We start from the raw sequence: 19,349 nt of genomic DNA, 5'->3' as shown, positions 1-19,349 counted from the left end.
AGCAACCAGGCCACCTCACCACCAGATCAACACTTTTTTAAAACCTAAGAAGCTACGTAAGATTTATGGACGATACTTCGCTTTACGACGACCGCGAGGACCTGCGGGTCTATGACGAATTTGAGGAAAGCGGCTTCCTGGAACGCCATGCATATTCGGATTTTGTGCGCGCCTGCATGGACTTCGCCGAGCATGAAGTTGTCCCCCGTGGACGTTACGTGGAGCCGTTGGCAAACATAGCGTTAGGGCGCGACTTTATGGATGGAAAAGTTACCAAAGAGGACCTCGCGGATCACCGAGATCGCACCTGGCGGAATGCCATAAAGCTATCAGAACCGGATGACAACATTGATATGGTGACGATCTTTTTCACCGATTATGAATTCCTCACCGATTCCCCTTCCCCCGAGCAGCAAGACCCTTTTGATTTCCTCTTTTTCCATTGGTTAATGCAGGTTGATAGTTCCCTGCCGCGGGCGTTTATGGATAGTCTTCGCAAGCTGGATCATCACAGCGAATAAGGTTGGTTCCCTGCACGTTGCCCATGCTGTTGTGCTTTGGTAACGCAAAAAGCGCACCCGCTACGTATGCTAGCCGGGCGCGCTTTCCTTTTAGTGCGCTATGCCAAAAACTTAGGAAGCAGCAAGAGCATCTTTCAGTGCAGCGTCAATTGCTTTGACGTCAGCAGCCTGAGCACCGAAGATTTGAGCTGGGTCGAGCAGTTTGCCGTCCGCACCGTAGGTGTCACCGCTGAGCTGAAGCTTTGCGTTCTTGTCCACCAGCTTGAAGCCGTAGTAGGAAGCAATTGCTTCAAAGGCAGCTGCGGAGTTTGCGCCGCTTCCGAAACCGTAGGACACATAAGCCACTGGCTTGCCTTCCCACTCCTGGTACAGGTAATCCAGAGCGTTCTTCAAAACGCCAGGAATGCTGCCGTTGTATTCTGGCAGGATAAGAACGAAGCCGTCGAAGCTGTTTGCTAGAGCAGACCACTTCTTGGTGTGCTCATTCTGGTAGTCGTTGCTAGCGCGAGGTGACTGTGGCTCATCATAGACAGGAAGACCCAGGTCTTTGAGATCGATGATTTCATAGTCAAGCTCGGACCCGTTGCTTAGCTCCTGAACTGCCCACTGACCAATTTCAGGGCTGATACGGTTAGGGCGGGTAGATCCGAGAATAACACCAATACGTGACATGTAAAGTCCTTAGTTGTTGATTGAATACTTTCCTCGGCTATCGTACATCGTATTCCGCAATACCATGATTTTGCACTAATTAGCTGCGGTTTTACCGACTGAAAGTAGCCTTCTAGCTTGCAAAAAATGAGTTCATAGTTTGTTGTCATGTACACCTAAGACCGCAGGCGTTGGCTAAAGATTATTTCACCAGTTGACTATTCCCACAGGCACTAGCGTTCCAGACCGCCTAGCCTGAGTGTGCTTTAAAGGTGTACGGGGCCAAACAACCAAAGCGCACTTTTTCGCATTGGCGGATCAAGTGCGCCTTTTACATAAACATTTCCGGTAGGTGCTACGAAGCTGCCAAGGCAGCTGTGAATGCAGCATCTATCGCCTTAAGTTCACCAACGTGTGCCGCGAAAGCCTCCGTTGGGTTAACAAGCTGACCGTTTTCGTCGAAAAACTCAGGCATGAGGCAAAGACTCGCATTCTTGTCAATGAGGGTGAATCCAAAATAGGCGGCTGTCCCTTCGAATGCCGCAGCCGAGGCAGTACCACCATCGAAACCATAGGAAATGTAGGTTATAAACTTGCCCTGCCATTCCTGATACAGATAATCGAGGGCGTTTTTTAACACCGCAGGCATATTGCCGTTATATTCCGGCAGGATGAGGACAAAACCATCGAAACTTGAGGCTAAAGCAGACCATTTTTTGGTGTACTCGTGTTTATAGTCCTGGCTGACACGTGGCGACTGCGGCTCGTTGAAAAGCGGAAGATTTAGGTCCTGCAAATCAATGGTTACGTACACGTGCGCAGACCCGGTGCGGAGTTCTCGCACTGCCCACTGCCCAATTTGGGGACTTATCCGGTTAGGGCGAGTAGATCCAAGAATTACGCCAATTCGTGACATAAGTTGTCCTTATCGTTGATCAGATACTCTCTGGGCTATAGTACCTCGCACGCAATCTAATTATGGCTTTCGGCCACACCACAGCGCGCCGTGGCAAAACTGCTGAACAGGGCACTTTTCCACGCGAATTTCCGAGGACATAACCCCAGGAAGTTTTTTAGTTCACACTTATGATACAACATATGCTTTTATACTTATCACTCATGGATGACGTCTCGCTTTACGACGACCGCACGGGGCTTGATTCCGTGTGGACATGATGTGACCTAACCAAGCAGCAATTATGAAGGGCACCGCGACTCATCCAACGTCGATAAGCACACCCAGCGGTTAACCCACAATGATGCTTTCAATTCCAGCGATTTCTTGCTCTTCACGTTCGTATAGATATTGAGCCCAGACTGTCACCGCGTTGCTGGAACCGTTGCATATCGCCCCGTAATGATGGGGATTTTGTATACAGCATTGGCGCGGTCTTCGCCGAACAGGACTTTTTCTTTCTGCTTCCAGAAAAAGCATGCTGTGCTTCTTTAGATCTACCAACCAAGATCATTGCGTGAGTGGGGTATCTTTGCAAGTATGTCTGCCGCGTTGATCCTCACGGCTGTGGTTGCCGCAACATTAGCATCGGTAACCACAGCTGTTGTTATGCGGCGATGTGGGAGCATCACGCAGTACGCGGTGACCGATGAGCAGATATCGGCGCACGAGATTCGCACGCCCTTGTCGTTGATTCAAAGCGCCGCAGAGTTGCTTGCCCACGAATCCGAGATCACTGCTGAGCAACGCAGCAGACTCATCTCGACCATTACAGCCAATTCCACCCGCGCGATCGAAGTAGCGGAGACGTTTCTGTTGCATGCGAAGTTTAGTAGTGGGAATTTGAAAATAACTTTCGCTGATTGTGACCTGCGGTCATTGCTGAGAGAAACCGCCCAGGAATTGCGGGCGATCAGTGAGGTTCCCATCATTGTTGATGACCCTGGTGACCCGCTAGTAATTCGCGCCGATGTGCAATTGATCCGACATGCATTGTGGAATGTCATCAATAACGCGGCGCGGTATGCGGCAGCAGAAAGCGACATTGTGGTTAACGTGGAGGAAACTGCCCGTGGTGCAATCATCACGATCGCCGATTGCGGACCGGGAATGTCGCCTCATCAACAGCGAGACGTATTTATTCCATTCGCCCAGTTCAATACGTCGACAAGCACGAAAACCCCCATTGGGGCTGGATTAGGCATGTCCATTACCCAAAAAATTGTGGAATTGCACCAAGGAACCGTACTGATTGATTCCATCGCCCAACATGGCACTTCTGTTTTGATTACTCTCCCAAGGAATCCCAATGTATAACCACCGAGTCCTGGTTATTGATGACGAACCGCAAATGATTCAGATCGTCAGCTACGCCCTTGAGTTGGAAGGCTTGGACGTGATGTCCGCAACCACAGCGCATAAGGGCTGGCAATTATTTTCTGAGAATCACTGCGATCTCATCATCCTTGATGTGATGCTGCCGGATGCTTCTGGTTATGCCCTGTGTCAACGGATTCGCGCCTCGAATAGCGGCGATGTTCCGATAATCATGCTCACAGCGCTGGGCGAAACGGACAATCGGGTTGAAGGGCTTGAGGCCGGTGCAGATGATTACCTGGCTAAACCGTTTTCCCCCAAGGAATTGGTGCTGCGATCGTTGGCCGTTTTACGGCGTAGTTCTGGACTACCCCGCCCCGCTACCCATGAAATCATCTACGGGCCGGTGACTATCAATTCCGCAAATCACGAAGTATTCATCGATGGTCGCAAGGTTGACACAACTGCGACTGAGGGAAAATTGCTGCAAGCGTTGGTATCCCACCCAAATGAGGTAGTAAGCGTCAAGCAATTGCTTAATGAGGTATGGAATACCACGGCCACTCAAGGCGGAAGAAACATGGTCAAGTCCACCGCCTATCGGCTTCGAAAAAAGCTGGAAAATGCCGGATTAGCAGCAGATTCAATCACAGCAGTGCGTGGCCAAGGCTACGTTTTCCAGCGTGAGCAAACTATTAAGTAACAGCACTGTTACCAACTGTTACCGCAATACCAACCACGGTTACCAAGTTCTGAGCACAATCACAATCAGTTGATACAACACGTTTGTGCACAAAGGAGTGCCTCTTATGTTTGGTTGGTTGCAAGCTCCGGGCCCGGCCACACCGCTGCCGCCGGAAGAAGTCGATCGCAAGTACCCGCGCTTGCGGTTGCAGGTATTCATGGGAATTTTCCTAGGTTATGCGGGTTTCTATCTCATTCGAAATAACATCTCCGCGATCGCCCCATTGCTTATCGACGAAAACGGCGCCATTGATAAACCCGCCATCGGTATTATCGGCAACGCTGTCCTGGTCAGCTACGGCCTGTCGAAGTTTTTCAGCGCAATGGTCTCGGACCGCTCCAATGCCCGATACTTCCTGCCGCTCGGTTTAGCATTGTCGGCATTGATGAATTTGGTAGTGGCCTTTGTCCCGTGGGTTTCGGCCAGTGTCGGGATTTTCGCCACCGTGATGTTCCTAAACGGCTGGTTCCAAGGGATGGGCTATCCCCCATGTGGGCGGATTGTGGTCCAGTGGTTTTCCACCAGTGAACGCGGTTGGAAAGGATCATTGTGGAACACCTCCCACAACTTAGGTGCATTTGCGTTGCCAGTTCTGGTAGGTATCGGGTTAAGCATAACTGGCGACAACTGGCGATCCGCATACTGGCTTCCTGCCCTCGTTGCACTTGTCATCGCATTAGTTGCGTTCCTTCTTATCCGTGACAATCCGCAATCCGTCGGCCTTCCAACCGTGGATGAATATCGCAATGACCCAGCTAAGGTCGCCGACGAAACCGCCGAGAAGGTATCCACGAAGGAATTGGTCTTCACTTATATTCTGCGAAGCCGCATCATTATGCTGCTGGCTATAGCCAATGTCTTTGTCTACGCCTTGCGCTACGGTGTGCTGCATTGGATTACCACCTACCTTTCTGAAGAACACCACATGAGTATCGGTAGCGGATTGGTCGGTTTCGCCGCATTCGAACTTGCCGGTTTCATAGGCACGGTGTTGTGCGGCTGGCTTTCCGACAACGTATTCAAAGGCAATCGTTCCGCTTCAATTTCACTGTTTACCCTGGGTGCTGGTCTATCCATTGCGGCGTACTGGCTCGCCCCAGTGGGTACACCGTTCTGGTTGATGGTGCTTTTTGTTGCTTTGATCGGTGGTTTCATTTACGGCCCGGTTGGTTTGATCGGTTTGCAGGCGTTGGATCTATCACCACGAAACGTCGCGGGTACCGCCGCTGGTTTCACCGGCTTGTTCGGCTATCTGCTGGGAGCTACGCTGGCTTCCACTGGCGTGGGCTTCCTAGTTAAATACGCAGGTTGGGACGTCACGTTCATCGTATTCCTCGTCTTTACGGTTCTGATCCTCATAATCTTCCAAGTGATCTGGCGGGAAGAAAAGGCACTGATGCAACGGCGGCAACTTGAGCTAGAACACAACGACGGCGTCCGCGTCTAACGCCACCTTTGATAACAGCAACGCTGGGAGCGTCGTCAAGCATAATGAGACGGCGCCTCAGCACTTTTGTTAGGGTAGAGCGGGGTAAAAAGGAGACCGAAACATGCTATCCAAATGGCTCAGGTTCCTGGCATTATGTGTGGTGGCCGCCGTATCCGTTACTACGGTTTACCGCACCCTGCTTCCGGCCCAAACCGATGTGACGATCATTTGTTCCAACGACACCCGGGTATGCGAGCAATGGAAACGCGGCATCGAACACGATCTGAATCTCAATGTCCGCTACGTCAGTTTGCCCACCCAAGAGGCCCTCAAACGTTTAGAAAGCGGCACCCACGAATTCGACGTGTGGGTCGGCGGGCCTTCTGAAAACTATCGATTTGCCACCCAGCTTGGGCTTTTAGAATCTGTGGAGCTTCCAGCAGCACAAGAAATTCCACCAAATTTCAAGGACCAGAGCAACCACTGGTTTGGTGTCTACGCCTCGGTACTCACACTATGTAGCGACCCGGATGCACTCGACCGGCTAGGGCTTAGTATTCCCAGGTCGTGGGCAGAGCTTTTACAACCGGAACTCCACGGATGGATCTCCGCCCCTTCACCGCTCTCCTCAGGAACCGGGTACGCCATGCTGCTCACACTTCAAGCAGCGGGACAGTCACCAGACCAGATCGGAGAAATCCTTGACAACGTGAACCGGTTCACCCGGTCCGGAAATGCCCCCAGCGACGTGGTGGCTAACGGCGAAGCGGCCGTAGCGATTTCCTACGAACCATATTGTCGAAATAAGACAACGCTGTCCGGAAAAAGCCTGGCGGTAACGTACCCGGTTGAAGGCACCTCCTTCGAAATCGCTTCGGGTGGGGTGCTTAGCAGTAGCACGCATAAGAATGCCGCCTGTGCCGTCATGAACTGGCTTCTATCGCCGCCAGGCCAAACCTCGGCACGCCAGGTGGGTTTGCCGCAGGTACCTGTCAGCGATTCGGTTGAGAACAATATTTCTTCCCGGTTAGCCAACTCCCGCGGCATTAGCGCCGCCGATCCGAATACAGCAGATAGGCAACGTCATTACTGGATGGAGTGGTTTTCGGAGCGCCGCCGATGAGAACCTGGTTATGGATACTGTGTGTCGTCATCATCGCAGCTGTGGTGATGGGCACCCCCTACACGGCGCTTGTCACCACCGCTGGCAGCGACATTCCTTCACTAAAACCCCTACTCAATAGCAGTATGATTGCGGTTTCCGCCACCTGTGCGGCTGTTGCCATCGGAACGGTTGTGGCACTGGCTGCCGCTCAGTTCCGACGCCGAACTGTCATTGCCCTCGACCTATTATTCCTGTTCCAATTAACCATCCCCCACTTCGTCATCGGCGCAGGGTGGCGCACAATTTTAGGACGCACTGGAATCACACAATTCTCGCATTTTCTTTGCCAGAATTGTTCATTTACTGGTGTCTTTCCCCTGTTGTTTACTTACACGATGGCTTTTGCCCCCTTGGCTTATTTCGGGCAACGCACAGCACTGCGCTCGGTATCATCCACCGAGGTTGACGCCGCCCGGGTGGCAGGTTTATACGGTAGACGACTTTTCGCCATCGTTTATTGGAAACGGCTTGCGCTTGTCGCCCCTGCCTTGTTTGCTTTTATATTCAGCGCAATCATTTCGGATCCGGTGACCCCAAATATCATTTCACCACACATATCTATGACTGCAACCGATGTGTGGTTTAGCTCCAATGCCTTTGGCAATAAGCATCTGGAAGCGACAATGGCATTACTGTTAAACATTCCCGTCGTTCTGGTCATCGTAAGCGTCACCTTTCTATATATTCACCTGCTGCGCCGTAGTCCGGCATTGACGCAACTCCTGCGTGGTAACGGCACACAGCGATCCTGGCTGTACCCGCCGGTGGGCTCTTCGGCTCGAATCCCAGCCATCATTGTGGCTCTGGTCGGCTCGGTCGCGTTGTTTTTCATTTCGGTTATGGTTTTCCGCGGGTTTTCCGCAGACCCCGCCACCCCGATAAGCAGCGCAATCATCAACACGATGGGTTTGGCTTTCCTTGTGCTGTTGTGTTCACTTGTCCTGTCCTCCGTAGCACTTGCCACCCGCCGCTCATGTGGAATGCGGTGGGGTTTAGTAGGACGTCGTGGGGTTGATGTGGTTTTTGCATTGATGGCGTTATTACCCGGCGCGTCCATTGGTTGTGGGTTACGTATCGCCGCTAATCAGCCGGGTATTCACAGTGCGTGGTCGTCGCTGTGGTTTATTGTGCTTGCATGTTTGCCTAGTTCGCTTGCTATGACGTACTTCCTTATGGTGTATATTGGCCCGTTCGTGTCACGTTCTGAGTTTTTGGTGGCGTTACTGCAAGGTGTTGGCCCGTTGCGTGCGGTGACATCAACGATATTGCCCAGATCGACGAATGTTTTGATCATTGGTTTTCTTACTATTTTTTCTAATGCTTCGGTGTTAGCTGTTCCGTTGTTGTGGGTTAGTTCCCCGGATGTTCCGCTAATTATGCTGCGGCTTTTTACGCTTCTCGACGCCGCCAAATACTCAGCCGCTTTTCAGATCAGCATGACCGTTTCCATCGTTATCGTGTCGATCGCAGGTGCCATCCTTGTTGGTATTAACGGAATTGGTGTTAGTTTTTCTTCTAAAAGGCGGAACGTGTCATGGCTTTAGTCAGCATCACTAACCTCAGTGTTATCCGACGCGGCACGGCACTGTTGCGGGATGTTTCCATTGAAGCGGACCCAGGCGAACTTATAGTTCTTCTCGGCCGGTCGGGCGCTGGAAAATCGACGCTGCTGCGTGCTCTCGCTGGGCTTATTCCGGCGACGGGTTCGTTTACAGTCGATGGTGAATCGTTGATTAACCGCCCACCGCATCACCGCCCGATTGGCATGATGATGGATCAGCCCTCCTTATTTCCCCACATGACTGTTGCGGAGAATATCCGTTTCGCTGGCGACCATGGCGCCGATGTTGCCATGCTCAGTTTGGGCATTGACCATCTGGCATTTCGGTATCCGCATCAGCTATCGACAGGCCAGCAACAAAAAGCTGCGTTGGCACGTGCGTTAATCCGTCGACCCACTGTTATGCTTTTCGACGAGCCCCTGGCTCATGTGGATACATATTCCTCTGAGCAGCTCAAGGGGCAAATTTTACACACTCATCGCCGATTGGGGTGCACAACGTTTTATGTCACTCACGACATTGATGAGGCTTTTTCCATAGCCGACCGGATCATTTTCCTCGCCGATGGCCGTATTATCCAGGATGCTTCCCCACAGGATATGCGGGAGCAACCCGCTACGTTGGAAATCGCACGGCATTTGGGGGCATCGATTTTCATCCCCACTTTCGGCGCTGTTTCCCATTCACCATTTGGCACGGCTACGGCGACAGTGTCCGCACTCGGCTCCTCGATAGCAGTCGATGCGCACCCAAGCCTGAGCGATTCTTCGCCCATGGTGCTTATCGGTTATCCCAATAGTGCCTCCGCCACTCCCACGGGCGAAAAAGCACGGCATTTGATCGGCAATTTAGGCCAGGTCATCCGAAATATTTATATGGGGGATCATCACGATGTGGCCATCGAAACCACCCACGGCCGCATCGTTTTGCATTGCTCGTCCGACGACGAATTGGCTTACACCATCCCCGGCGACGAAGTGCGCATTGTTTTTAATTCCACTCGGTTATGGGCACTCCCACAGCGCTGAAATTGTGAGGGCTAAAGATGGCAAACCTCCAGCTAGGTTGGTGATCGGCGTGGTCTATCTCCGGGCAACTCGACCTTTTCGTGCGGCTGTGGTGGGTTCCGTAACCAGAGAGCAAAATAGGTCGAGTTGGGGTAAGTTTGCTCAAGCTTCCTGTTACTTTTCAGTGAGGTAGGTGAAACCGGTTTGAAAGACAGGAAGCGGTAGCCTTCGGGCTGGCTACCTGTTGTTGAAACGCAGTTTGTGGATCGTCGAAAAGCTCGTGGGTTAGAATTCCTCTATTGTTTCCACCCAGCCGTGTTTACCGTCGATAGTTATTTTCGCGCCATCACGGATCAGTCTGGTGCCACGCCCGGTTCCTAGGACAGCGGGGATACGATATTCGCGGGCGACGATCGCAGCATGAGATAACGGGCCGCCTGTGTCCGCCACCACCCCAGCGGCGACTGAAAACAGCGGAGTCCAGGTGGGGTCGGTATAGGGGCATACCAGAATATCACCTGGTTGCAGCCGCTGAAAATCCGCCATCCCTGTAATAATCCGGGCCGTACCGATCACCCGGCCTGTACTCGCGCCCACACCGGTAATCCGCGAATCCGACGCGTGGGGGTCCTCGCCCCGATCCCACCAGATAGCTTCAGCGGTGGGACGTTTCATGCGCCGCTTCTGCACAGTGTGGCATAGATCAGCGGTGGAATCGCCAAGTAGTTTTTCGGCGATCTCGGAAAAGTACAAAAACTGCACATCGCCAACACTGGAAATATCCCCACGATGAACCAGCCGGGCACCAAGCTCATCCATGCCGACCCGGGCGAGCACAAAAATCTTCTCAATGAAGTGCGCGGTTTCCTCCCGCGCTATGTGCGCCAACCTGAACCTTTCTACAGTACGCCGCCATAACCGGCGCAGCGCCTTCGGCAACCCGGCACCGACTTTTTCAATCAGGTTGTCCGGCACTTCGGTCGCCTGCTCCCTGCCGCCACGTAGCTGCGATGCTAGTAACGCCAGCAGGATCTCCGGGTTTTCACCCCAGGAGCGGTTCGAGAATGGAAGATACATCTTGCCGGTTCGCGCCCCATAGGTAGCCAAAAACTCCCGTACCGCCTGGGACAATTGTTTCCCCTCCGGCAGCCGGTCAAGCTCAGCCATGACATGTTTCGGATCGGTTTCTGTTACGCACTCCGCAACGGAAGTGTCACGGGCTAGCTGTACTAATTGTTGAACCTCCCGCGTAACAAGCGCCGATACGTAGTCGAGTCCCTGCACCATATCCTCAGCGGTACAGTGTGCACTTAGATGGGATCTTCTAAGAAGCCGAGTCACAACACTCCGGTACACCATCATCGGTGCTAAATAATGTAAAAACCGATCAGTGGTTACCATTGCTGCGACGGCGACCGCGTCACGTACAAAGGCAATGACCTCGGCATCATCCAGCCTGCCAAGGTTCCTACTTCGGGTTTCCAACTTCGCGATCTGTTCCAACCACACATCACGCTCATGGTCCCAGGAACGAGGATCATGCCGCATCCCCCGAACAAACGCCCGCGGCAGCCGTAACCCCAGGTTAAGCGCTGGCCTAGGAACCGTAATATTCAACCGAATGACCCCATCCGCATCGCCGACAATAAGGTTCTCCGCCGTGGTAGTAACCAAACCAATGGTATTCATCGCCTGATGAACCGCGTCTTGTACCGCATGCACCGCCAACAGGTCCAAGGGATACGGGGCAGGATAGTGTTCCACCAAATCATCGCGCAATGTCCGAGTAGTTTTTGAATGCACGCCCTGGTGCCCAGTGATCTGCGCATCAGCTGAGGTTGTGATCGGGCGCGACTGCAATAAAAACACTTCCCCCTGATATACTGCCCACTCAATATCCTGACCACTGCCATAATGTGCTTCCACCTTCTGCCCCAGGTGAACGAGTGCTTCTAGTTCCTGGTTAGACAAGCACAATCTGTTGCGGTCAGTAATCGAAACCACTGTTGTCTCCGTGCCGCCATCATCGGACAGATCAATGCGAGTTTCCTTCGAGCCCAACTCAACAGAGCTCACCTTGATAACCGGTGTCGTCGACACCACCCAGGTATCCGGCGTAACCAAGGACGCAACCACGCTTTCCCCTAGCCCATAGGAACCACTGACCAGCATCTCATCTGGCACATCGCTCATTGGATTGGTCGTGAATAGCACCCCTGATTTTTCAGCCGGGATCATGGTTTGCACCACGACGCACAACGCCAAATCGGCCTGGTGGATTCCTTTTTGCGCGCGGTAATCAACCGCACGCGGTGTCCACAATGACGACCAGCACCGGCAAATGGCAGCCATCAGCGCAGCATCACCACGCACCCCTAAAAACGTGTCTTGTTGCCCCGCAAAACTAGCATCGGCCATGTCTTCTGCAGTAGCTGAGGATCGAACCGCAACCACCGGTTCCCCCAACTCACGATAAGCTGCGGAAATATCGTGCCGCAGCGTACCGGGTATCTCGCACTGTTCGATCATATTTCTGGCGCGGTCAAAATCACCCGCCGCCGAAGCCGCAAGCACATCAGCTATAACCGGGGCGGTCGCCTCCCGATACGCCGCAGTTGAAATACAAAACCCAGGCGGCACCGGGAAACCAGCGGAAACGCACTCCCCCAAATTCGCACCCTTGCCACCAACAAGAGCTATATCCTCAGCTGAAACCGAATCAAACCACACGATCACTAGCGCTTACTCCTGATAGGTCATAGCTTTAATTGCACTACATACAAATGTATCGCCAACTGAAGAATCACGGGAGATTACCTAATTCCTCTGCTCTGTTAATGTTTAAGCCAGCGCATGGGCTGACCTGGTATTCATGCCCCTGATACTTGTGACAACCACGTTTTATAAGGATTGCTGATGCGAAGCGTTGCTGCCGTTGAAGATGACATGCTCTACCTGTTGCCTAAGGACTACCGGAATTTCCTCCTTAATGAGGGCAACCGCCAGCACCCGGCATGGCAGCTTTTCGCTAGTCCCGCTGCCGACGTTCTTCCGGTGGATCTTAGCGTGGATTTCCCGTTTATCAGTAGCCACTACAGCACTAACCTGGTTGAGACTCTGCCGGGGGCAATTCCACTGATGCGCCATGAGTGTGACTACGTTGTGATAGTGGTACGTGGGCAGGCAGCTGGCCAGGTATGGCAGGTGTGGGGCGAGGGCGATTGTGCGATGTTTCGTCAGGTTATCCACCCAAATACCCGGCAACCACTACAGTTCGCGCCGTGGTTGGAGTTGGCGGAGCAGGAAGCCGCATTGTCAAAGGCGTACCGGGCAGGCATTGAAGCGGGGTTGACGTTTCCCACAGATGAGGCTGAGGGACGTGGTCTTATGAATTATCTGTTGTGGGTCGCCGATCAAATGAGGTATTTCCCTCATGATCCAATGGTGCTTACGCCATCAGATTGTGAAGATCTGCGCGCTGTGGCGTTATCAGTAAAGGCGTACCGGTTCTGCGAATTAGATTCAGCGCAGGCGTGCGCGGAGTTCTTCGAATTTAGTGAGTTCATTAGCAGGCATTCCTATGCGGCGTTTGTTGAAATGACGCTTGGGTTTGTAGAAAAAATTATCAATAAGCAACCAGGAAATGCACAGTTTGAGGACTCGCAGTTTACTTCGTGCTTGATTATGGCACGGCGGTTTGTGGCGGGTAATGCGGGTGAGAAAGATCTCGCGGCATGCAAGTCGCGGCTGCGGGAGGTAGATTCACCGGTAGCGCGGCTAGTAAAACTACTGCTTGACCCGAATTTTCTGCGCGGTACGTTGGAGGTGGGCCAGTGGCTTCGGTGGGATGAAATTCTCTTTGAAGAACTACATGAGGTTTCACCACGGTTAGGGGCGCAATTTATCGCACATACGACGAAAGATCGTTAAGTAGCTGCGTGTAAGCAATGTAATTTGCTAGCCTTGTGCTTTTCGACGCCCCTCCGCCGCTCGTCGAAAAGCACAAGTTATTTCACGAAGTCTGCGAGGGTTTCTCAACTATACTTGGGCACAAAGCACAACGGCGTAAGGGCGTTATATGACGACGAACACTCATCGAAGAATCAGTATTGTCATCCCTTGCCTCAACGACGCCGAACTTTTACAGCACTGCCTGCGAAGTCTTGTTCAGCAAACCGTCCCCGCGACTGAAATCATTGTCGTTGATAACGGTTCCACCGACAACTCGGCAGCTGTGGCGGACAAATATGGGGCACTTGTCGTGCCAGAACCCCGGCGCGGAATCACCTGGGCAACCGCCACTGGGTTTGCTCATGCCACCGGTGATGTTCTTGTGCGCACCGACGCAGATATTATTGCGCCACCGGACTTTGTAGAACGCTTGCACCGGGCATGGGACGCTGCGGATAGATCACCGGGGCGCACGGTGGTTGGCGTGACTGGCTCCGCTCGGTTCATGTTCCCACCTACATTGTCCATACTGGGTGACTTCGTTAGCAGGTTATATCTGGGGGCATATCACCGTAGCGTGGGCTCAGCTTTAGGTCATTTCCCGTTCTTCGGCACAAATTACTCCTTGCGGTCAACCTGGTGGGATGAGGTAAGTCCCGGCATCGATTTCACCGACACGTACGTACATGAGGATATACACCTATCTTTCGCCGTCCGCCCAGATGAAACGGTGTGGTTCCAACCTGATTTGAGCGTCGACATGGATGCCCGGGCAGTCAAGGGTTTAGGGCAACTAGCGGTTAGATTCCGACGCGGGTTTCACACAATGTTTGTTAATTTCCGCACCCAACCGCCACACCGCAGGCTTGCGCAGCGGGGATTACTGGGCAGTCGACTGGGCACCATTCTTGACCACGCGGATTTTTGAGAAGGGTACGTGATTTGTGATGGATTCCCACCCGAAAGCTGAATCTGACCCGGATTATCTCAAACGCTACGATCGCGCGGCGTGTAAAGCTGCCGAGCAAATTATCTTGAACTATTCGACGAGTTTTTCCCTCGCCTCACGGCTGTTAGGAAAACGGGTTCGGGAAGATATTTCCAACTTATATGCGATGGTACGGATCGCCGACGAAATAGTCGATGGCACCGCCTACCAGGCAGGTATGGAAAAGTCGTCAGTTGAGGCGCAGTTGGCTGGGTATGAAACCGCCGTGCGGGCGGCACCGAAGCAGCGGTTTAACCCCGACCCGGTGCTCCATGCCTATGGGATTAGCGCCAGAAGGTGCGGCTACAAGGACGAATATATCGAGGCATTTTTTGCGTCAATGCGTAGGGACTTACACCAAGTTAATTATGACCCCACCAGCTTTGATGATTACGTCTACGGTTCCGCTGAAGTTATTGGATTGTTGTGTCTACAGGCGTTTTTGGTGGGCGAATCAGTTTCCACGCAGGATAGAACCACCATGGAAGAAGGCGCACGGGCTTTAGGGGCTGCGTTTCAGAAAATTAATTTCTTAAGGGACTTATCTGAGGACAGCCAGACACTAGGCCGATGTTACTTCCCCGAGCTCAGCACACATTCACTCGACGAAACCACCAAGCTGCACCTCATCAACGATATCCGGGACGATCTCACGATTGCTCGTCGCGCAATCGCGTTGCTGCCTCGATCCGCCCGCGCTGGTGTGATAGCCGCAACGAATCTGTTTTCGGAATTAACGGATCAGCTGGAAACTGTCCCGGCCGCAGATATTTACCGCCAACGGGTACGGGTTCCGGCGACAACGAAATCCAAAATTTTCAGTCAGGCGATTCTCCAAGCCACCGTTGGGGATCGCAGCCGCAAAAACCGTAAAAAGAAAGATTACGACAATGAATGATACTTCCTTACCTAACCGGGTCGTTATTATCGGAGCGGGATTTGCCGGTTTAGCAACCGCAGCACTGCTGGCACGCGCCGGGGTCGATGTGACTGTGGTGGAACAAAACGATGGTGTTGGTGGCCGTTCCGGTGAAATAGAAGCTGATGGTTTTAGGTGGGACACGGGACCGTCGTGGTATCTCATGCCGGACGCATTCGACCATTTCTTCCAGCTACTAGGGACCACAACAGCGCAGCAACTAGAACTAGTTGACCTCGACCCTGGCTACCGGATTTTCCCGGAAGGTCAGCCTGCGGTGGATGTCCCTACTGGTAGGGATAATGCCATTGCGTTTTTTGAATCAGTTGAGCCTGGGGCTGGGCAAAAGCTGGCGGATTATCTTGATAGTGCGCGAGATGCTTATGACATCGCGGTTGATCGGTTCCTATACACCACGTTTAGTTCGTTAGGCCCGTTGGTGCATAAGGATGTGCGCCAACGCATCCGCCCGCTAACGTCGCTGCTCACGACTCCGCTGGATACATTTGTTGGTACTAAATTTCAAAGCACGCTACTGCGCCAAATCCTTGAGTATCCGGCGGTGTTTCTTTCCTCCCGCCCGGAGAAAACCCCGGCTATGTACCATTTGATGAGTCACACGGATTTGGTACAAGGAGTTTCCTACCCCCAAGGCGGGTTTATGGCGGTAGCCCAAGCAATTTACCGGCTGGCTAACGAAAACGGTGCTCGTTTTGTGTTTAATACTTCGGTAACCGCAATCACCACCGAGGGCACACATGCAACTGGGGTGCGGGTGCGTACCTCGGACGGTGTTGTTGACACTATTGCTGCCGACGTAGTGATCTCCTGCGCGGATTTACACCACACCGAAACCCATCTACTTCCTGAGAAACTGCGTTCGTATCCTGAATCGTCTTTTGCACACAAAGACCCAGGCATCGGGACGGTACTGGTGCTACTAGGGGTATCCGGGAAGCTGCCGCAATTGCGCCACCACAATCTGTTCTTCAGTGAAGACTGGCGTGATGATTTCGACGTGGTATTTTCCGGTCCGACACCTAACCGACTGCTAGACTCATCGCATTCGATTTATGTGTCAATGCCCTCTGCCACCGATCCAGCGGTGGCGCCCAAAGACCATGAAAATCTCTTTGTTCTCATTCCTACCCCAGCCCAGGAGAACTTTGGCCACGGCGATGCCTACCGTGATTCTGCCTCAGCCCGAGTTACGAACATAGCTAACCAGGCCATTGATCAGATTTCTAGGTGGGCGGATATTCCAGATCTAGCCGAAAGGATCGTGGTACGCAAAACCCTTGGCCCCTCCGATTTCAGCGAGCGATATAACGCTTGGCGCGGCGGCTCGATCGGCCCCGCCCATACCCTCCGCCAGTCGGCGTTTCTTCGAGGCAGCAATAAGTCAAAAAAGGTTGCTGGTTTGTATTACGCCGGGGCCACTACGGTACCGGGGGTTGGGGTGCCCATGTGTTTGATCTCGGCAGAAAATATCGTCAAACGGCTTCGGTCGGATTCCAGCCCTGGGCCGCTGTCGCCAGATTGGGTTAGCTGACATGGCTTTCGCATACCTAGCATTTCTCCTCGTTTCGTTAATGTGTATGGTGCTGTGCGATTGGCGCTGGACATTGGCGTTCTTCGCCGATGCTAAGGCGGCAACAGCTCTGTGCCTGGGGTTGGTGGTGCTGTTTTTAATCTGGGACGGGTTAGGGATCGCAACCGGGTCGTTTTTTCGAGGCGGGTCGGACTACATGACGGGAATCATTCTCGCACCTGAGTTACCCATTGAAGAACCCATCTTCCTGTTCTTCTTGTCCTACCTCACCATCAACGTGACAACAGCAACCAGGCGGTTGTACCGACTATGGATTCGACGGTGATTGACGTGACCTACACGCTTATTAGCATTCCGTTCCTTATCGGCGCGATTGCCCTATGGTTAATTAAACGACCAAAACCAGTCGCGGTGACTGGGATTGTGTTGGTGGTTCTGTTAACGCTTACCGCAATCTTTGACAACCTCATGATCTGGGCAAAGTTGGTAGGCTACGGCGAGTCCCAACGGTTAGGGATTAATTTGGGGCTCGTTCCGATTGAAGATTTCTTCTATCCCATTGTTGCCGTACTCGTCATTACCGCGGTGTGGTCTAAAACCTGAACGCCGGATCATGCAGCTTATGGTGCCGGAATTACTACTAAAAATGTAGCGCTTTTCGTTAGGAGCAGACGTGTTAGCCAGTATTGTCAAAGCCTCGCGCCCCATCAGTTGGGTTAACACTGCCTTCCCGTTTGGCGCTGCGTACCTGTTATCCGGCGGAACGGTTGACGCGTTGTTTATCGGTGGGGTGTTGTTTTTTCTCATCCCGTACAACATTGCGATGTACGGAATTAACGACGTTTTCGACTATGAGTCGGATATCCGAAATCCACGAAAAGGTGGGATTGAAGGCGCAGTACTATCTCCGAAGTTGCACCGCCCATTGCTATGGGCTGCGACTATAACAACCGTGCCGTTTATTATCTGGTTCCTTGTGGTGGGAAACATTACAAGCAACATCTGGTTGCTCATCTCTGCTGGTGCAGTCGTCGCCTATTCCGCCCCAGTATTACGCTTCAAGGAACGCCCCGTCCTTGACTCCGTCACCTCCGCAGCACATTTCACCACACCTGCGATTATCGGCGCGACCATAACTGGTGGTCAGGTCAATATTTACTTTTGGTACGCTATCGGTGCGTTTTTTCTATGGGGAATGGCTAGCCACGCTTTAGGTGCAGTGCAAGATGTTCAAGCCGACCAGGAGGGCGGGCTTGAATCAATCGCGACGGTGTTCGGGGCACGCGTGACCACCCGGCTTGCAGCAGCCGCCTATCTCATTGCGGCGCTTTTGCTTTTTGCCATGCCATCGCCTGCCTGGGTGGTCGGCGTAGCCGCCTTAGGTTATGTTGTCAACACGATCCGATTTTGGCAGATCACCGACGATACCTGTGAGGATGTCAACCGCGCGTGGCGGGTCTTTTTGTGGATGAATTATCTCAGTGGTGCGCTGGTGACGATAACCTTGGTCAGTATGTATCGCTAAGCGTGATCGACAAGCATATCCGCAATCCGGTCAGCAACGTCATATAACCCATCAGATATGGTCGGTGGCACATCTAACTGCCCAATGAGTTGGCGGGCTCGGGTGAGATGCGCATGACCTTCTGCGATAACATCAGCAACTACTTGACGTAAATCTTCGGATTCCAATCCATATTCCAACCGGATCGTCATTAGTGTAGCCCGACCCTGTTTTATGTCACCGCCTGCTTCTTTACCGGTTTTAGTATGACACCCAATGGCACCGGCAATATCGTCAGCCGCTTGATACGCACATCCTAGTTCCTCAGCTATCTCGTTGAACATGGCGGTCGGTCTGCCCGCAGCCAACGCCCCTAACTGCAGCGGTGCCGCAAAGGAATACACAGCTGTTTTCAAATGATTACTTACCTTCACCAGCTCCGCAGTCGGTGCTGGGTATATCGAATGGGCGATATCCAAAAGCTCACCAATAATGGTCAGATCGGCAGCATCAGTCAAAATCCTAAGCGCATCGGCAGTAAGCTCACCTGGCAAGCCCGCATGCGCAAGGAGCCGATATGCGGCGTTGAAGGCCAAGTCACCCGCCGTGATAGCCACTGACGTTCCGACATGATGATCACCGGTGCGCCGCCGTACCACCGAGTGGACGGTAGGAAGCCCGCGCCGTAAATCATCTGAATCTATAACATCATCATGGATCAAAAACGCTGCGTGCATAAGATCAACACAGGCCCCGAAAACCTCCGCCGCATAGCGCCTTTCACCAGAAACATCGCCCGCCGCGATATGCACCAGCATCGAACGTAAGTGTTTTCCACCAAGTGCACAAGTGGCAACAGCGTCGTGGGCGTCGTCAAGCAAGTCACATGCCACCGTTACGTGGCTGCGGGCATCACCAAGAAACGATCGCAAAAGTTCAATGGAAGCATTCACGCGCGCAGTTATGTCTCCAGCCATCCAAGGTCACAGCCCATCGCAGATAGAAGAGTCAACCTTTAAGGTCGGCTAAGGTTTTTCCTTACCTTCAACAGTAGTCGACAGCACCCGGAAAAAGCGCCAGAAA

General features: G+C 52.7%; 18 protein-coding genes. 14 read left to right on the top strand and 4 right to left on the bottom strand.

Annotation, left to right across the window (positions count from 1 at the left end):
- The first annotated feature begins 65 nt into the window (after nucleotides 1-65).
- Nucleotides 66-521 (top strand): hypothetical protein, encoded by a 456-nt coding sequence (locus tag CMUST_RS03115; protein ID WP_047261290.1) that lies wholly within the window; start codon nucleotides 66-68, stop codon nucleotides 519-521.
- A gap of 111 nt (nucleotides 522-632) precedes the next feature.
- Here CMUST_RS03115 and CMUST_RS03110 read toward each other — a convergent pair whose 3' ends face one another.
- Nucleotides 633-1,193, bottom strand: coding sequence for an NADPH-dependent FMN reductase (locus CMUST_RS03110; RefSeq protein ID WP_052844504.1), 561 nt, complete (start codon nucleotides 1,191-1,193; stop codon nucleotides 633-635).
- Between the two features lie 334 nt (nucleotides 1,194-1,527).
- The gene (locus CMUST_RS03105; RefSeq protein WP_052844503.1) at nucleotides 1,528-2,088 is read right to left on the bottom strand and encodes an NADPH-dependent FMN reductase; all 561 of its coding nucleotides are present in this window, start codon (nucleotides 2,086-2,088) and stop codon (nucleotides 1,528-1,530) included.
- Nucleotides 2,089-2,667: 579 nt separating this feature from the next.
- Here CMUST_RS03105 and CMUST_RS03100 point away from each other — a divergent pair.
- The 6 genes from CMUST_RS03100 to CMUST_RS03075 all read left to right on the top strand — a co-directional run bounded on the left by CMUST_RS03100 (nucleotide 2,668) and on the right by CMUST_RS03075 (nucleotide 9,373).
- A complete protein-coding gene (locus CMUST_RS03100) occupies nucleotides 2,668-3,444 on the top strand; it encodes a sensor histidine kinase (RefSeq protein ID WP_047261289.1) in 777 nt (258 codons plus the stop codon).
- On the top strand, nucleotides 3,437-4,147 hold the full coding sequence (locus tag CMUST_RS03095; protein ID WP_047261288.1) for a response regulator transcription factor: 711 nt from the start codon (nucleotides 3,437-3,439) through the stop codon (nucleotides 4,145-4,147). Before CMUST_RS03100 ends, CMUST_RS03095 begins: the two co-directional genes overlap by 8 nt.
- A gap of 106 nt (nucleotides 4,148-4,253) precedes the next feature.
- Complete coding sequence (locus CMUST_RS03090) at nucleotides 4,254-5,636, top strand: MFS transporter (RefSeq protein ID WP_047261287.1); 1,383 nt, start codon at nucleotides 4,254-4,256, stop codon at nucleotides 5,634-5,636.
- Nucleotides 5,637-5,739: 103 nt separating this feature from the next.
- Nucleotides 5,740-6,741, top strand: coding sequence for an extracellular solute-binding protein (locus CMUST_RS03085; protein WP_047261286.1), 1,002 nt, complete (start codon nucleotides 5,740-5,742; stop codon nucleotides 6,739-6,741).
- Entirely contained in the window at nucleotides 6,738-8,327 is a 1,590-nt protein-coding gene (locus CMUST_RS03080; protein WP_047261285.1) for an ABC transporter permease family protein, read from the top strand. Before CMUST_RS03085 ends, CMUST_RS03080 begins: the two co-directional genes overlap by 4 nt.
- On the top strand, nucleotides 8,318-9,373 hold the full coding sequence (locus CMUST_RS03075; protein WP_047261284.1) for an ABC transporter ATP-binding protein: 1,056 nt from the start codon (nucleotides 8,318-8,320) through the stop codon (nucleotides 9,371-9,373). Before CMUST_RS03080 ends, CMUST_RS03075 begins: the two co-directional genes overlap by 10 nt.
- Before the next feature lie 264 nt (nucleotides 9,374-9,637).
- On the opposite strand, the gene CMUST_RS03070 is transcribed toward CMUST_RS03075, so the two are convergent.
- A complete protein-coding gene (locus CMUST_RS03070; RefSeq protein ID WP_047261283.1) occupies nucleotides 9,638-12,088 on the bottom strand; it encodes a PEP/pyruvate-binding domain-containing protein in 2,451 nt (816 codons plus the stop codon).
- A 180-nt stretch (nucleotides 12,089-12,268) separates the two neighbouring features.
- On the opposite strand from CMUST_RS03070, the gene CMUST_RS03065 reads away from it, so the two are divergent.
- The 7 genes from CMUST_RS03065 (at nucleotide 12,269) to CMUST_RS03035 (ending at nucleotide 18,287) form a co-directional block, all read left to right on the top strand.
- Entirely contained in the window at nucleotides 12,269-13,282 is a 1,014-nt protein-coding gene (locus CMUST_RS03065) for an SMI1/KNR4 family protein (protein ID WP_047261282.1), read from the top strand.
- A 148-nt stretch (nucleotides 13,283-13,430) separates the two neighbouring features.
- Complete coding sequence (locus CMUST_RS03060) at nucleotides 13,431-14,231, top strand: glycosyltransferase family 2 protein (RefSeq protein WP_047261281.1); 801 nt, start codon at nucleotides 13,431-13,433, stop codon at nucleotides 14,229-14,231.
- A 19-nt stretch (nucleotides 14,232-14,250) separates the two neighbouring features.
- Nucleotides 14,251-15,189, top strand: coding sequence for a phytoene/squalene synthase family protein (locus tag CMUST_RS03055; protein ID WP_047261280.1), 939 nt, complete (start codon nucleotides 14,251-14,253; stop codon nucleotides 15,187-15,189).
- Complete coding sequence (gene crtI / locus CMUST_RS03050) at nucleotides 15,182-16,762, top strand: phytoene desaturase family protein (protein WP_047261279.1); 1,581 nt, start codon at nucleotides 15,182-15,184, stop codon at nucleotides 16,760-16,762. The genes CMUST_RS03055 and crtI overlap by 8 nt, the downstream gene beginning before the upstream one ends.
- Before the next feature lies 1 nt (nucleotide 16,763).
- Nucleotides 16,764-17,087 carry a lycopene cyclase domain-containing protein gene (locus CMUST_RS03045; RefSeq protein WP_047261278.1) on the top strand — a complete coding sequence of 108 codons (324 nt, stop codon included), beginning with the start codon at nucleotides 16,764-16,766 and terminating at the stop codon, nucleotides 17,085-17,087.
- Nucleotides 17,084-17,365, top strand: a complete 282-nt coding sequence (locus tag CMUST_RS03040) for a lycopene cyclase domain-containing protein (RefSeq protein WP_330218042.1) — start codon at nucleotides 17,084-17,086, stop codon at nucleotides 17,363-17,365. The genes CMUST_RS03045 and CMUST_RS03040 overlap by 4 nt, the downstream gene beginning before the upstream one ends.
- A gap of 70 nt (nucleotides 17,366-17,435) precedes the next feature.
- The gene (locus tag CMUST_RS03035; RefSeq protein WP_047261277.1) at nucleotides 17,436-18,287 is read left to right on the top strand and encodes a prenyltransferase; all 852 of its coding nucleotides are present in this window, start codon (nucleotides 17,436-17,438) and stop codon (nucleotides 18,285-18,287) included.
- Here CMUST_RS03035 and CMUST_RS15760 read toward each other — a convergent pair.
- On the bottom strand, nucleotides 18,284-19,219 hold the full coding sequence (locus CMUST_RS15760; protein WP_158408190.1) for a polyprenyl synthetase family protein: 936 nt from the start codon (nucleotides 19,217-19,219) through the stop codon (nucleotides 18,284-18,286). The two genes, CMUST_RS03035 and CMUST_RS15760, sit on opposite strands and share 4 nt — an antisense overlap.
- Between the last annotated feature and the right edge of the window lie 130 nt (nucleotides 19,220-19,349).

The sequence above is a fragment of the Corynebacterium mustelae genome, from assembly GCF_001020985.1.
Taxonomy (GTDB): domain Bacteria; phylum Actinomycetota; class Actinomycetes; order Mycobacteriales; family Mycobacteriaceae; genus Corynebacterium; species Corynebacterium mustelae.
Note: the sequence above shows the minus strand (reverse complement) of the source record. Positions and strands in the feature narration are given on the sequence as shown.

Coding starts and splice junctions, on each gene's coding strand:
- CMUST_RS03115 (WP_047261290.1), top strand. CDS start 66: ATGGACGATACTTCGCTTTACGACGACCGCGAGGACCTGCGGGTCTAT.
- CMUST_RS03110 (WP_052844504.1), bottom strand. CDS start 1,193: ATGTCACGTATTGGTGTTATTCTCGGATCTACCCGCCCTAACCGTATC.
- CMUST_RS03105 (WP_052844503.1), bottom strand. CDS start 2,088: ATGTCACGAATTGGCGTAATTCTTGGATCTACTCGCCCTAACCGGATA.
- CMUST_RS03100 (WP_047261289.1), top strand. CDS start 2,668: ATGTCTGCCGCGTTGATCCTCACGGCTGTGGTTGCCGCAACATTAGCA.
- CMUST_RS03095 (WP_047261288.1), top strand. CDS start 3,437: ATGTATAACCACCGAGTCCTGGTTATTGATGACGAACCGCAAATGATT.
- CMUST_RS03090 (WP_047261287.1), top strand. CDS start 4,254: ATGTTTGGTTGGTTGCAAGCTCCGGGCCCGGCCACACCGCTGCCGCCG.
- CMUST_RS03085 (WP_047261286.1), top strand. CDS start 5,740: ATGCTATCCAAATGGCTCAGGTTCCTGGCATTATGTGTGGTGGCCGCC.
- CMUST_RS03080 (WP_047261285.1), top strand. CDS start 6,738: ATGAGAACCTGGTTATGGATACTGTGTGTCGTCATCATCGCAGCTGTG.
- CMUST_RS03075 (WP_047261284.1), top strand. CDS start 8,318: ATGGCTTTAGTCAGCATCACTAACCTCAGTGTTATCCGACGCGGCACG.
- CMUST_RS03065 (WP_047261282.1), top strand. CDS start 12,269: ATGCGAAGCGTTGCTGCCGTTGAAGATGACATGCTCTACCTGTTGCCT.
- CMUST_RS03060 (WP_047261281.1), top strand. CDS start 13,431: ATGACGACGAACACTCATCGAAGAATCAGTATTGTCATCCCTTGCCTC.
- CMUST_RS03055 (WP_047261280.1), top strand. CDS start 14,251: ATGGATTCCCACCCGAAAGCTGAATCTGACCCGGATTATCTCAAACGC.
- crtI (WP_047261279.1), top strand. CDS start 15,182: ATGAATGATACTTCCTTACCTAACCGGGTCGTTATTATCGGAGCGGGA.
- CMUST_RS03045 (WP_047261278.1), top strand. CDS start 16,764: ATGGCTTTCGCATACCTAGCATTTCTCCTCGTTTCGTTAATGTGTATG.